Here is a 13950-nt window from a genome sequence, read left to right as displayed (position 1 = left end):
ATACCTGCTATACCGTAGTTGTATTTGGGGGGACTTATATTAAGGATCTACTAAGGCTGCCTTAATATAAGAGTTAGGAAATTATCATCTAAGCAATATGACCAAAGTGTTTAAAGGCTAGTGCTTTGTCTAACTGGCTACAGTTCCATAGCCAATTGATACGTTTTTATAGACTAATGTCGACCTGATTTAACACACAAAAGCTTCCATAACACCTAAATTATTTGTATTTAGTGTCTGTGGCTAAGCAGTCAGTTTCTTGCTTTTGATGAAATGTTTAAGTTTTAAGAACAGATTCAAGTTCTGAATCGAAGTTCTAGGTGTGTGTGAGGATTTTTATATGACCAGTATTCGGGATAAATCCCTAGTTTTTTCATCTCTTGCTTTATGGGCATGTTTGTTGCCTACTGCTGTGGGGGCAGTAGAACCCACCGCTTTGGAAGAAGTGCAAGCAGATATCACTGCGATCCCCTCTTTGGAGTTAGCTCTCAACTCTGAGATTGATGATAGTGAGGAAGCTCAAGCCCTCTTTACTACCCCTGAGGGATTAGAAGAGATTGATATCAAGTCTGATGAGACTTCTAGCACTACAGTTGCAGAAGTAGAGTCCTTACAATTAGCCAATCACTCTACTCCGGTGTCTTCTTCTGTCGCAGATTTGATGGAGGAAACCCAAACTGATTCTGTGGGGCAAGTAACCTCGGTTTCTCAGTTATCGGATGTTCAACCTGATGATTGGGCTTTTCAGGCCATTCAGTCCTTAGTCGAGCGCTATGGCTGCGTCGCGGGTTACCCCAATGGTACGTTCCGTCCGAGTCGGGCCATGTCTCGTCGGGAAGCTGCAGCTTTAGTCAATGCCTGTCTAGATAATCTCAGCAATCGCTTTGCAACGAAGGAAGATCTGGATGCTCTGAAGGCTCTGCAAGATGAATTTGCAGCTGAACTTGCGACTTTGAGAGGACGGGTTGACGGCCTTGAAGCTAGGGTGGCAACCGTTGAAGCCCAGCAGTTCTCCACTACGACCAAATTGAGTGTTGACGCTGTTTTTACGGCCCAATTTGGTGATTCAGACAACCGAGCTTTTGATAACTCTTCCGATGGCTTAACACCTGGCGTTAACCAACTGGCAGACTCTCGGGCAAGTGCGATTGGCTCTGTTTACATGAGCTTCAATACCAGCTTTTCTGGAGATGACCTCTTACAAACCACGTTGTTCTTTGGTAATAACGGGCAAGATTTATTCTCCAATGCCCAGGTTGGGAGTACTGCAACACTGCCCTTCGCCCAAAGTGCACCTTTATTCAACCCAGGTCAGTATTACTTTGCTGGCCTACCCAATAATGCGACCCTCTACCGCTTAGCCTATACCTTTAAGCCCATCGAAGATTTAGCGGTAACGGTGGCACCGTTGTATTATCCAACGGACATTATTGACGGCAACAGCTATACCAGTCCGTTTACTGGTTTCAGTACCTGGTTCTTGATCAATAACCCCTTGATTACTCCTTACATCACCAACTTCTTAGGTGGTGCGGGTGCTGGTTTTGACTGGAATTTCAATGGCGGCCCTGTGTCTCTACGGGGTGCCTATGTTGCGGTGAATGGTTTCTCCGCAGTTAACACAGGCCCACCTAACGATGGTGGATTGTTTGGCGATCCTTACCAAGCGACGGCTGAATTGGAATATACCGGTGAGTTAGGCGATGACTCCAACTATGCCGTGAAGCTGCAATATACGAATTCTGAAACATTTGGTGTTAGCCAAAATGTTGTGGGAGTCAATGCAGAAGCAAAATTTGGTCAGTTCGGCATTTTTGGCCGTTACGCTTATTCCTTTGCCAATGGCAATAACGTCGCTAACCCCATTCCGTTTGCTGCGGGTAATGTGGGTCGTTTTGATGCCCAAACTTGGCAGGCAGGTGCTGGTATTCACGATTTGTTAGTACCGGGTTCCTTATTTGCGGTTTCCGCTGGCATGCCTTTCATGAACAATCTGCCTCAAGCAGTAGGGGTGAACGATGAAGACCAAATTAACTTCGAAGCCTTCTATCGTTTCCCAGTGAATGACAACATCACCATTAGCCCCATTTTCTCTGCTATTTTGAATCCCAACAGTAGCAGTATTGAGCCCAACCTCTATCAGGGCTTGCTTCGGGTTGTGTTCTCGTTCTAGTGTTCTAGGTTTTTAACTCCGGGAGTTAGCTTCATGGTTTAACTCCTGACTCACTCAACTGTGCGGTAATTGGCTTGGCTGATTACCGCTTTTTATTGGGAACTGGCGGAATGTGTTGAACGACAAACTCCTTAACTGCGGGAAGACCATCCTGTTCCTTAAGGTTAGCCATGACAAAGGGTTTAGTACCCCGCATTTTTTTCGTATCTTCCTCCATGACTTGGAGACTGGCCCCAACATAAGGAGCAAGATCAATTTTATTGATGACCAATAAGTCAGATTTAGTGATCCCTGGTCCGCCTTTACGAGGAATTTTGTCGCCACCTGCGACGTCAATGACATAAATCGTGAGATCGACAAGTTCGGGACTGAAAGTAGCTGCTAAGTTATCTCCCCCACTTTCGACAAAGACAATATCGGGAGAGAACTGCTGTTCTAAATCTTCGATCGCAGCTAGGTTAATGGAGGCATCTTCGCGAATGGCGGTATGGGGGCATCCGCCTGTCTCGACCCCTAAGATTCTGTCTTGGCTTAAGGCCTGACTGCGCACCAAAAACTGAGCATCTTCTTGGGTATAGATATCATTGGTGACAACGGCCAGATTGTACTGATCCCGCATAGCTTTACAAAGGGCCTCGACTAATGCCGTTTTGCCTGATCCAACGGGGCCAGCGACTCCAACTCGAAGGGAATTCATGATGAGGTCAGTCCTAGGATTTCAAAGGTTGATGAACTAAAAAAGGCTGCCAGTATCTTACAAGCCTTGGGATACGTGTTTTTTAACTACGAAACAAACGGCTATATTGAGTCTCGTGAGCCATGCTGGCCAGGGCAAGTCCCCACCCACAGCTACAGAGATCTTCATCTGCGAGGCGCAAAATCGATTGAGTTGCTGCTTCCAAATGGGGTTGAAGTTGGAAAAGTAGTTTTTGCCCTGAGGTTTGTCCGAGGGGTATGAGTTTAATCCCGGCACCCATGAGATTGGTGGCCCAACTGTGGAGATAGCCGAGGGTGGCAGATTCTAGGGGGATTTGCCAGAGGTTGGCGGTGAGACCAAATGCGATCGCAAAGTTACATCCTTCTATTCGCAATTGCTCCCATACCTCGTTCAGTTCGGGGCTAGTGTTTTCTGGAGCTTGTAACGCTTGAGATAATCGCAACAGCGAGCGTCCCATCTGTAAGCTTTGTAATCTCAACTCTTCCGTTTCTCTGGCAGCAGATAACCAAGCATTCCAATACTGCAATGTTTGCAAATCTGTGTTGGCCCGATACCCACGAACCATGACCGCAGCTTCCATACGAATGGAGCCATAGGCTAGCTCTTGAAGCAACCATGTCTGCAAATGGGATTCGTTATTGATCGTTCCTTGGTCAACTAACCATTCCAGACCTTCGGAATAGCTATAGGCCCCGACGGGTAAAGTCGGACTCGTTAATTGGAGTAAGCGTTGGAGAGTTTGGAGATTGTTCACAACTAGAGGCAACATGCATGAATCAATAACAAATCCGTTTCTAAGCGGTTACTCATTCTGACATCCAGCACAACCGTTAGTCTAAAGAGCATCTATCCATCTTCATCTCCATGAAAAGGTTTATCCTGCTGGTGAGTCTCACCATGCTATTAGTGGTCGGTTGCAAGATCTTCCAAGTTGACAGCCAAGCGCCAGCTGCCGTTCAAATTGAACCCGGAGCCAAGCAGAGAGGGATGTCTTGGACCGCAGAACGGACGCCCATTTCTGCCGAGAATTTTGACACCCTGACTCAAGCCCATGTGAATTGGATCGTCCAAACTCCGTTTGGGTGGCAGCGGGATATCGATTCGCCTGATTTGGCTTTAACTACAAAAGGGGTTTGGTGGGGCGAGACCGATGAGGGCCTGAGCACCACCACTCAATTGGCTCAAAAGCGAGGCATTCAAACCCTTTTAAAACCACATATCTGGTTAACTCGCCCCCAGGAAGGTAAGTGGCGGACGGATATCAAAATGAAGTCTGAGGCGGATTGGCAGACCTGGTTTACCAACTATCGTCGATTTATTCTGCATTACGCCCAGTTGGCCAAACAGCAGAATATTCCCATCCTCTGTATTGGCACTGAACTGCAGACCACAGCCGTAGAACGAGAACAAGATTGGCGACAATTAATTGCTGAGATTCGGCAGGTATACCCTGGTCAGCTCACCTATGCTGCCAACTGGTATGAAGCCTATGAGCAAATTCAGTTTTGGGATGCCTTGGACTTTATTGGTATTCAAGCTTATTTTCCCTTGGCCTCCAAAACTGAACCGAGGGTAGCGGAGTTGAAGCAGGCTTGGCAGCAATATGGGGATGCGATCGCAACCCTCCACAACAAATATCAGAAACCCGTCATCTTCACAGAACTGGGGTATCGCAGTACCTCAGATGCCGCCATAGAACCGTGGAAATGGCCCGACACCTCTGAAATCAATCCAACCCAGCTAGCAACCTCAGAGGGCTTACGTACTCAAGCGAATTGCTATGAAGCCTTCTTCCAAACCATCTGGCAGCAAGACTGGTTTGCTGGGGTGTACTGGTGGAAGTGGATTCCCTCAATTGAGGCCAATCCCAAACAACAAGGCGCTGGTTTCTCACCCCAGAACAAACCGGCCGCAGAAGTGATTCGCAAATACTATAGCTAGCTTCTATCCTCAGCTCAGCCATCCTGATAATGGCCGATTGCTAAACAAATAACCGCGACAGAGAACAAGTAAAGTTAGGCAAAAGGGGAGAAGTGATAGTCTCTGCATCATCCAGTAGCGCTGTAACCAATTTCAACATTGCTTGTTGGCGACGGTAAATTTCCACCTGTTGCAATTGCCAATTGATAATCCAGTATTCTTGTACTCCGCGCACACTGTAGAGCTTGAGTTTGGCCTCTCGATCTCTGCGCTTGTTTTCCGTGCCTGCCGACAAAACCTCAATCACTAACTCAGGAGCGGCCACAAGATGTCCTGATTCATCCAAAGCAGCAGCTAAACGTCCTTTGCTGATCCACACTACATCTGGAATAATGCTGTCTACATCGCTAAAAACGAGACCTGGAGCTATAACTGACTCACCGATTCCCATCTCTAAAGACCAATCACGCAGTTCTGCAAAAATATTGCCACTAACGTTTTGATGCTGCCAGTGAGGAACAGGCGTCACAAAAAGCTCGCCATCAATAATTTCATAGCGACTGCTACTTTCAGGAAGCAATGCTAAATCTGTGGTAGTCCAACGAATACGCTCTTCTATGACATCAGGGTTCATGGGAGCTTACAACAATCAATGAGATGATTTTAGACTTTAAGATCAGAACACGGGATTGATAACCCAGGTGCTAATGGGAATGGCTATGATGGTTTCCCTGTGAACCATAAGCGCCCGCTTCGGGTTGAAAGGGATGCAATTCTTCCGTCACATCCATTCCCAACTGTTCCAGCATATTGCGCAAAACCGAATCGGGCGCGAGACGTAAACAAGTCGGTGTAATTTCTAAGGGAACGTGACGATTGCCTAAATGGTAAGCACTCCTCAATAGATCTAGAAGAGTAGGGGCTTGGACCGTTAAAACAGGTTCGGGTTTAGCAACGATACGCAATACGGTATCGCTATCAGATTGCAGCAAGTCACCATCATATAGAACAGTGCCTCGATCCAGCTGCAGGAAGACGGTTTGGCCCTCTGGAGTTTGGAATTTATGGCGCGATCGCATCCGTTCTTCCGCTGTCAGAGCTAACATCAAATCAGCTTCACGTTTTTCTGTTTTGGACAGCCTGCGAATAAATACCAGTGACACGATCAGCTTTATCCCTTATATCGACAGTAGCCCTCAGCATAATGCGATAGAAGAGGCTTTGGAAACTGACAATGGTGAAGCCAGCTCCAAAAGTTTTCGGGACAGATAGTACCAATTACTATGGGTTCTAGCGTTGGCAGGAACAACCTCAATCATCCAAACATCAAGGATTACTGCATCTGTCCAGGGTGGACTGTGTAAATCATCAAGCCCGGATAGAAAAAGCATGGTACTAATAGAATCTGAACCTGCGTTGGTATTGTAATGTCCTTAATTGATGCCTCCCCTTCTGAACAGAGCAGGGAACCCGGCCTCCGCACTTCAACTGGTTCCAATCAAAAGGGATCCTTGGGCAAAAAAATGGATTTAGATCAGATCAACCAACAGTTTGATCAAGCATCTGCTGAGGATGTCGCCGGCTGGGCTGCTGAGACTTTTGGGGATGGCTTAGTGATGAGTACTAGCTTTGGTATTCAAGCAGCAGTAATGCTGCATTTAGTCACACAAGTTGTTCCTGATATACCTGTTATTTGGATCGACACGGGATATTTACCCTCCCAAACCTATTTATTTGCTGAGAAACTGGCTGAACGCCTAAAACTCAACCTCAAGGTGTATCAGTCTCTTATCAGCCCTGCCCGCATGGAAGCCCTATACGGCAAGCTATGGGAATTCAACGATGTCAAAGCGTTTAATCAGTACGATCAGATGCGGAAGGTTGAACCTATGCAGCGGGCATTACAGGAACTTCAGGCCACCGCATGGCTGGCTGGATTACGCAGTAAACAAACCAACTTTCGACAATCCTTACGCCGAGTTGAACCCCAAGGCGATCTCTATAAAGTTCTACCGATCTTGAATTGGAACTCTAAAGATATCTATCAATATCTACAAGCCCATGATTTGCCCTATCATCCATTTTTTGACTTAGGCTATACCACTGTTGGAGATTGGCATTCCAGTCGTCCGGTCGGAGCAGAAGATGAAAATGACCGCGCCACCCGATTCCAAGGACTCAAGGAAGAATGTGGTTTGCACTTGCCACAAACTCCTGAAGAGTCTCAAAGTTTAGATTCCAGTTCTTTGTAGGCGTTTGCACATCACAAAAGCTAAGTTAGCAACGGCAAGCTCCTGTGATGAACCATGGCCAGAATCCATAGTAAAAAATATCGTGCCGCCGCAAAAGCTAAAGCTAAAGCAGAGGAAAAAGCTGCAGCCGACCGCCAATTTCTTGCTGAAATCCATCAAACGCCATGTCCTAGTTGTGATGCTCAAGATACAGCTCTGATCTTGTATGGATTACCCAGTTTTGACGATCAAATGAAGCAAAATTTGGACAAGGGATTGATTTCCTTGGGTGGGTGTGATCTGATGGATACTAACCCAAAGCTGCGGTGCAACCAATGTGGACATGAGTGGGGTTAGCCATAGTTTTGGAATCATTTGCTTACGATGCTCTAATCAACTCTGAGTGCTTCTGAGTATTCAGCAATATGAGTCAAGGTAATTACTACGACAACATCGCTTCAATCTATGACCAAACTCGCTGGATGTCGGAGTCAGTGGCAGAAGAGGTTGCAGATTATATCTTGGAGCTGGTGAATGCCAAACCTGACACCTCTTTTTTAGAGCCTGGGGTGGGTACTGGCTTGAATGTCCTTCCCCTGGTGAAACGGGGCTATTCTGTGACTGGCATAGATATTTCCCAAGAAATGCTTGATCAATTTAGCAATAAGCTGAAGGGCATTCCCCCAAATTTGACCCTGATTCAGGCAGATGCCTCTCATCTCTCTTTCCCCGATCACAGTTTTGATGTTGTCCTGACGGTCCATATGGTGCATACCGTCTCTCACTGGCAGCGATTTCTTGATGAGATAGAACGAGTCCTCAAGTCTGGAGGATTCTATTTGAATGCCCAATGGATCACACCACCTGCCCGTATGGAGTTTGAGTCCTACTTCAAAGCTATTTTGGCGAAGGGCACCAATACACCCGCTTCTTCTCCCAGACATACGGGCAACCGAGAGATTAGCGTAGAGGACTATTTCAGTAAAAAAGGATATCGATCCAATTATGCAGTTGCTAAAAAATGGTTGGTGAGTAATACGGTTGAGGAGCTGCTTGGTTTTCTGAAGGTACGAGCTTACGGTTTGTGTTGGCGTTCATCAGATGAAGAATTTGAACAGGCACTGAATGAGTTTGAGGCGTTTTGCCTTAGGCACTATGGCTCATTAACAACTGAGATATCGTCAGAAGCCCAGTTTGAGATATGGACATATCAAATCAGCTAGGATTCTTGCTTTCTTTGAGCAACATTCAACCAATAGGGTTCCGAATCTTCTAACTTCCAACGACCCTTAGAAGTCATAGCGGAGAATACATTCAAGACGTTCTCATCTGTGGGCAGGCCGGGGCTTTGGGTTGAGCAATCTGGCATTCACCCACTAGGCAGGGTTGGTTATAGACCGCTTCTTCCTCGATAGCAGGTGCAGCATGACCAAACACCATTTCACAGCTCAAGTCTTCAAAGTTCGGGGTTAGGGTTAGGGGAAAGCCAAACTCCTTAGCAAAAAATTCTTGGGTGGGTAACTTGCACATATTCACACACATGCCCACACAGCCACTTTCCTCTAGATAGCGACATTTTTGAATGTGGAGACCACTTCGTTGCGTGCGGAGTTGCCCGTTCTCGCCTTCGACTTCCACCTCCGTCAGATCGCAGGGACCCACCAGCCAGGTAAACATCCGGCTGGCGAACCAGGCATTCCATTCCAAAATGCGCTTAGTAGGGTTAAACAGGGTGCGAATCCCGAGTAAAACAAAGCTGGGGATGAGCGATCGCAATACCGTAGCCAAGGCTTCCTGCTGCTGCTTAGCATTCCGGCCTCGCATAATTTGTACAGACAGATCAACCAGCCCTTCATAACCCGCTAGTTCACTTTCTTTGCCCACCACCTGGGCCATCTTTACTGAGAACAACCAGATAAAGGCCCGATCAAACCAATTGTCTTTGTAGACTGTCTTCACCCAAATCTCCCTACACTTCGTGAGGCTATGCCATTTCCTCAATATAACGGTTATTCAAAACCGAATTCAGAGGTCATAACTTAGTCCAGGTAGGGAGATAGAGTATTAACCTACTGGTGGCTTCCTGCCCAACTCACCCATTGGTGGGGTTCACCACTGTGTCGAGCTGTTTGGCTTAATTCTGCTTGGGTAATGTTGGCTCCATTTAACTCGGCACCACTCAATTCGGCTCCATCCAAACAAGCCCCAGTAAAATCGGCATGGCTAAGGTTCGCACACCGCAAATCAGCCCCTTTGAGATTAGCCCGCCCCAATTTTGCACCACTTAAATCAGCGCCAATCAAGTTAACCTGACTCAAATTTGCACTGCGAAGATCAGCTTGACTCAAATCAGCATCCGTCAAATTGGCGCAACTCAAATTGGCACCATTCAGGTTTGTACTGGCTAAATCAGCTTGACTCAGATCAGCCCCACTCAAATGAATCTGACTTAAGGCTGCGCCCCGCAGATCAATCTGATGGCAATAGGCATTCTGGAAACCACGTTGTCCAGAACCATAGTCTCGTAACAGTTGAGTTGAATTCATAAGCTTTCCCTCTGCATGCTTGCCATCGAGAGGGCGAATCTCCTCTCCAGATAGATTCACCCTCTCCGTCCTGCATCACCCTTCTAAAACAGTGATGCGATGGAAAAAAACAGAAATAACAAAATAAGCAACCCTGAGAAAACTGCTCCATAGGGGTCGCGGTGCCAGAAATCATCCTGGCGACGGGTCGTATTCATGAGAAATCCTCCCGATATCAACCAAAATAAGCTTGATGGGGATTTAGCTCTCCCCTCTATCCGATATATCCAAATTAAACAAAGAGTTTGAGGAAGTTGTGAGGATTAAGAGGCTTTAGTCGCCACACCCATAATGTGGGGTTTGACGACAGCAATAGGGACAGGCGCTTCAAAGGTTTGATAATCGACATTGGCAAATCCAGCAGATTCAATCACCTTACCGGTCTCTCGATCTAAGCGGCAGCCATCACCTATCACCTGCCAAAGAGGACAAAGGCCCGTTTGGACTTGACGCAGAAAACTACCAGCGGGAGCCATGACATGTTCTATAAACAGAAACTGCCCTCCCGGCTTCAGCACTCGCAGAATATCTTGAACCGTTGACTCTAAATCTGGGACTGAACAGAGAACCAGAGTACATAAGACGACATCCTTGCTGTTATCGGAAATAGCAATGTCGGCTAGAGTCGTAGTCTGTACCTCAATATTGAGCCCTAACTCATCCGCTTGCTGCTGGAGGTAAGGATGCATATAGGGATTGGGTTCGAGACCTAACCAATGGATGTCAGGTTTGAAATAAGTAAGATTTGGCCCTGCACCGGGACCCAATTCTAAGACTTCCCCTTGTAAATGGGCAAACAGCTGTTGTTTGCGATCGGCCATTTTGGTTTCATAACCTTGAGCCGCTGTAGCCATAGCCCAGGCAAAAAAACGTTGATACCATTGCGGGCTGTGCCATGCGGTACTGGCTTGGGATGGAGTCTTAGGCATGGTCAGGATCTTCAATACAACCTATGGCTTAATTCTAAGAGTCTTTTGGACATGGACTTTGGTTCCAATCAATCTGTAATAGAGTCAAATACGCTAACCCTTGGAGACAAAATAATGATGCCATTAAGGAATTGCTAAACTGGCACGCATAAGTTGTTTACGGTTATCAGGAGTGCAGGCATTTTGGTTCAATCTTGGGGTGTGAGAATTGGGTTATTGGGTCTATCGATGACAATGCTGGGTACTCCAATAGGTATCCCTGCTGAAGTGAACGCTGAAGAACAGACCACTCAAGATGAGAATTTAAAAGCTGGGTCAGCTGCCCCATTAACGGAGAAATCAAAAGATTCGCTATCCCCCAAGTTGGATAAGCAAACCCCTGCTGCTTCTGAGGTGAAATCAGAGGATACTCAGAAAAGTGATACAGAGGGCAAATCTGAAAAAACAGCCCTGCCGGAAGAAACTGAACCCCCTCCTTCTGCCAAGAAATTAGCTCTAATTCAGCGACTATTGAGGATTACGGAGCAGAAAAAAAATGCAGAACAGCGCTTAGAGGCCATGTTGGCCAATATGGAGGAAACATTGCCAAAAGTGTTGGCGAATGTCATTCGCGATCGCACCCAGTTACAAGGAGATAAACTGCTCAACCGAGTTACGGCCACCACCCAACGAATGGTGCAGCGTTATCGAGAATTATTACCCAGCAGAATTAACATTGGTGAAATAACTGAGGAAATTAGCACGAATCTGTATGCCAAGTACTATACAGAGAAAGAGCTAAAAGACTTAATCAAGTTCTATCAAACGCCGACAGGACGAAAAGCGATCGCAACTTTGCCTCAATTGACTAAAGAAGCGTTGGCTCAATCAAACGATATTTTGCTGCCAGAAATTACTCAGCTCTTGCAAGAAATCATGCAAGAAGAATTTGGATCTGAATCTTCCAAATCCAACCCAAAAGAAACTAGCAATGAGACAAAACCCTAACTTTATATTTAATAAGTAGATCCTTAAGTATTCTACTTATTAAAAGTCTTTGACTGGAATACTTCTCAAAACATGAAATTTAGTTTGATATCACAGTCTTTGCCATCTCGAATCAGATCCACCTGGCGAATAAATTCTCGAAAATAAAAGCGTCGTTCAGATTCTGATAGATCCATCCAAAACTGATCGATGGATACGGTTTGGGCAATTTCCTTTAAGTTCACCGGGGGGAGTTGAGCCAATCGACTTTTTAACTCTGCAATTTCAGTTTGCACATTGTAAGCTCGTAAATCGGCTGTAGATTGGTCCAAAACTTTGGTTTCGACCAGTGCAGGTAATTGAGACAAAATGGCTTGTTTTGCTGAAATTTCAGTATCTACACCTTGTTTAAATTGATTCAGGATCGGTTGGTTGACCCCAGCCACTGCCTGGGGAAGTTCTTCACAAATGGATTGAATCGTTTTCTGCAAAATCTTGTCATAGGAAATCGCCTGACATCTCGGCTTTTCAGGACACTTCGTTGGCCGTAGGTAGAGATATTCCTTGCCTTTACCTCGGGGCATGACTCGCGAGATGGTCATGGGAGATTGACAGGTGGCGCAAAATACAATTCCTGAAAGAGATCGAGGTGCACTCGCAGCCCTAGGCGTCATACTGCGGTTGCGGCGCAGGAGCCGATCTACTTGGGCTCCTTCTTCTCGGGAAAGCAGGGGCGTATGGGTGTCCATCACTACCTGTTGGTTTTGGTAGGTTAAGTCTCCCCGATAAACGGGATTGGTCAGCCATCGCCGTCCAGTAGAAACCGATATCTTTTTGCCATGCTTCTTGGCAATATGCCGCACAGACCCACGCAAAGATCCATAGAGGAGGAAATGTTCGAAAAAGTCTTTTACTACTGGAGAAACCGTGCGATCGATCACATATCGATCTTTGCCTCGCTTATAGCCATAGGGAGCTTTCCCTGGGGGCGGACGTCGTTTGATCCGGTTTTGGGCATGGCCATGGCGAATGCGCCGACTGCGCTGCTCTGCTTGAATTGCCTCTAGTAACACCAAAAGCTGGGATGAATCGGCACTTTTCTGATCAAGAGTTGCCAGCCCTGGCTTGAAATTTGGAGATTGGTAGTCTTGCTCAATCGCAACAATGCAGATGTCTAGTCCTTCAAGCTGCACTAAATTCTCTGTGACCTGGCTCAGGGATTCTCCCAAATCTTCCAGCCGTATCACCAGTAAATAGTCAGGTATTTCAGTCTGACAGTCCGCTAGTAGCGCCGTGAGTTGAGACCGTCGCCAGTCCAAATCCTGATACACCCGATCCACTTCCCATCCCCAAATGGTGGGTTCTAACTTCGTTTCCCACGTTAAGTCCTGGTAGAGATAGGCAACAATGCGCATGGGTTCAACAGGGACTTAGAGACAGCCAAACTATCGGGGCTGGTCAATAAACTTAAATACGACCTCTAATTGGCTTCCCCAATAGGGATAATCATGGCCTGCACCAGCCACTGGATGATACTCCACAACGACTGACGATTGTTGCTGTTTGATGGCGTTAAAAAATAGGCGACTTTGAGACTCTGGCACAACGTCATCTGCCGTGCCGTGGGACAGGTAAAGCGGCATAGTCCATTCAGCGGCTCGGGCTTGAGGGTTATCCCGTCCAAGCCAACGGGATTGAAATTGAGAAAAAGGACCATACAGGGCAGTCATCAGCCGATCTTCCGGCGTATTCTCCTGGCTAAAGTCTCCCGACAAACTGGCACCCGCCACAAATAGTCCTGGATTTTCGAGGGCTAATAGAGCAACTCCTCGGCCTCCAGTCGAGAGACCCAGCAGGGTATTGTGTTGGCCTGGCAGGAGTAACTGATGGCGTTTTTGGATGGTGGGGATAAATGCCGTTTTGATGAATTCTCCCCCCGGAATGCTGTTCCATTTGAGAGTGGTTTCGGGATGGTAGGCACTGGCATAGAGGGTCTTGTCCATTTCAGGGAGCAACAACACATAGCCATACCGATCGGCAAAGTCGACTAAGTTGGTGTTTTCCACCCAGCTAGCCCGAGGAAAATCCCAGCCTGGTAAAACGACTAAACAGGGACGCTTCGACTTGGGGTTTTCTTGTAATTGTGGCGGTAGATACAAATCGTAATATACGTCTTTGACCTGCAAATCCCGGTTCCAACCTGCGATCGCATTCATCACTACACCATCATTAGAAGCCTTTAACTGAGAAGGCTGTACCGACTTTAAGTTTTTGTCAGCAGAGACAGGGATTACCTGTTGCTGAAGCTGTTCAGGTTGTTTAGGAGTCTGAATTGGCAATGGAGAACGTTGCACTTGCGAAGGCGAAATATCAGGCTTTTTAGCCATCGAACATCCCCCTAGGCACATAAACAAAAATGACCAGAATA

The 13950-nt window shown here is 46.7% G+C and carries 15 protein-coding genes; 6 read left to right on the top strand and 9 right to left on the bottom strand.

The annotated features are described in order from the left end of the window. Positions 1 to 340: 340 nt before the first annotated feature. Positions 341 to 2173 (top strand): iron uptake porin, encoded by a 1833-nt coding sequence (locus tag HRE53_RS02605; protein WP_235108957.1) that lies wholly within the window; start codon positions 341 to 343, stop codon positions 2171 to 2173. 82 nt (positions 2174 to 2255) lie between these two features. Here HRE53_RS02605 and ureG read toward each other — a convergent pair whose 3' ends face one another. Together ureG and HRE53_RS02595 are read right to left on the bottom strand one after the other, a co-directional pair. Beyond that, complete coding sequence (ureG, locus tag HRE53_RS02600) at positions 2256 to 2870, bottom strand: urease accessory protein UreG (protein WP_235108956.1); 615 nt, start codon at positions 2868 to 2870, stop codon at positions 2256 to 2258. A gap of 82 nt (positions 2871 to 2952) precedes the next feature. Then, complete coding sequence (locus HRE53_RS02595) at positions 2953 to 3660, bottom strand: urease accessory protein UreF (RefSeq protein ID WP_235108955.1); 708 nt, start codon at positions 3658 to 3660, stop codon at positions 2953 to 2955. A 95-nt stretch (positions 3661 to 3755) separates the two neighbouring features. On the opposite strand from HRE53_RS02595, the gene HRE53_RS02590 reads away from it, so the two are divergent. Next, positions 3756 to 4832, top strand: a complete 1077-nt coding sequence (locus HRE53_RS02590; protein WP_235108954.1) for a glycoside hydrolase family 113 — start codon at positions 3756 to 3758, stop codon at positions 4830 to 4832. Between the two features lie 40 nt (positions 4833 to 4872). On the opposite strand, the gene HRE53_RS02585 is transcribed toward HRE53_RS02590, so the two are convergent. Beyond that, entirely contained in the window at positions 4873 to 5445 is a 573-nt protein-coding gene (locus tag HRE53_RS02585; protein ID WP_235108953.1) for a Uma2 family endonuclease, read from the bottom strand. A gap of 70 nt (positions 5446 to 5515) precedes the next feature. Further along, positions 5516 to 5974 carry an urease accessory protein UreE gene (ureE, locus tag HRE53_RS02580; protein ID WP_235108952.1) on the bottom strand — a complete coding sequence of 153 codons (459 nt, stop codon included), beginning with the start codon at positions 5972 to 5974 and terminating at the stop codon, positions 5516 to 5518. A 264-nt stretch (positions 5975 to 6238) separates the two neighbouring features. On the opposite strand from ureE, the gene cysH reads away from it, so the two are divergent. The 3 genes from cysH to HRE53_RS02565 all read left to right on the top strand — a co-directional run bounded on the left by cysH (position 6239) and on the right by HRE53_RS02565 (position 8265). After that, positions 6239 to 7063: a phosphoadenosine phosphosulfate reductase gene (gene cysH / locus HRE53_RS02575; RefSeq protein ID WP_396133409.1), complete on the top strand. Its 825-nt coding sequence runs from the start codon at positions 6239 to 6241 to the stop codon at positions 7061 to 7063. A gap of 54 nt (positions 7064 to 7117) precedes the next feature. Further along, positions 7118 to 7399 (top strand): hypothetical protein, encoded by a 282-nt coding sequence (locus HRE53_RS02570; protein ID WP_212662083.1) that lies wholly within the window; start codon positions 7118 to 7120, stop codon positions 7397 to 7399. A 68-nt stretch (positions 7400 to 7467) separates the two neighbouring features. Continuing rightward, positions 7468 to 8265 carry a class I SAM-dependent methyltransferase gene (locus HRE53_RS02565; RefSeq protein ID WP_235108951.1) on the top strand — a complete coding sequence of 266 codons (798 nt, stop codon included), beginning with the start codon at positions 7468 to 7470 and terminating at the stop codon, positions 8263 to 8265. Between the two features lie 91 nt (positions 8266 to 8356). Here the strand turns inward: HRE53_RS02565 and HRE53_RS02560 are convergent, their stop codons facing one another. From HRE53_RS02560 to HRE53_RS02550, 3 genes are all read right to left on the bottom strand, one after another. After that, complete coding sequence (locus tag HRE53_RS02560) at positions 8357 to 9001, bottom strand: DUF4033 domain-containing protein (RefSeq protein WP_235108950.1); 645 nt, start codon at positions 8999 to 9001, stop codon at positions 8357 to 8359. A gap of 110 nt (positions 9002 to 9111) precedes the next feature. Beyond that, a complete protein-coding gene (locus HRE53_RS02555) occupies positions 9112 to 9588 on the bottom strand; it encodes a pentapeptide repeat-containing protein (protein ID WP_235108949.1) in 477 nt (158 codons plus the stop codon). Between the two features lie 302 nt (positions 9589 to 9890). Further along, positions 9891 to 10556 carry a class I SAM-dependent methyltransferase gene (locus tag HRE53_RS02550; protein WP_235108948.1) on the bottom strand — a complete coding sequence of 222 codons (666 nt, stop codon included), beginning with the start codon at positions 10554 to 10556 and terminating at the stop codon, positions 9891 to 9893. A gap of 183 nt (positions 10557 to 10739) precedes the next feature. Here HRE53_RS02550 and HRE53_RS02545 point away from each other — a divergent pair, with 183 nt between their 5' ends. Next, entirely contained in the window at positions 10740 to 11543 is an 804-nt protein-coding gene (locus HRE53_RS02545; RefSeq protein WP_235108947.1) for a DUF2059 domain-containing protein, read from the top strand. A gap of 65 nt (positions 11544 to 11608) precedes the next feature. Here HRE53_RS02545 and HRE53_RS02540 read toward each other — a convergent pair whose 3' ends face one another. Both HRE53_RS02540 and HRE53_RS02535 read right to left on the bottom strand, forming a co-directional pair. Next, positions 11609 to 12937, bottom strand: a complete 1329-nt coding sequence (locus HRE53_RS02540; protein ID WP_235108946.1) for a recombinase family protein — start codon at positions 12935 to 12937, stop codon at positions 11609 to 11611. A gap of 30 nt (positions 12938 to 12967) precedes the next feature. Then, positions 12968 to 13909 (bottom strand): alpha/beta hydrolase-fold protein, encoded by a 942-nt coding sequence (locus HRE53_RS02535; protein WP_235108945.1) that lies wholly within the window; start codon positions 13907 to 13909, stop codon positions 12968 to 12970. Positions 13910 to 13950: the final 41 nt, after the last annotated feature.

Source organism: Acaryochloris sp. 'Moss Beach', assembly GCF_021497025.1.
In the GTDB taxonomy this organism is placed as follows: domain Bacteria; phylum Cyanobacteriota; class Cyanobacteriia; order Thermosynechococcales; family Thermosynechococcaceae; genus Acaryochloris; species Acaryochloris marina_A.
The sequence above is the reverse complement of the archived record's forward strand: the minus strand, read 5'-3'. Positions and strand labels throughout refer to the sequence as shown.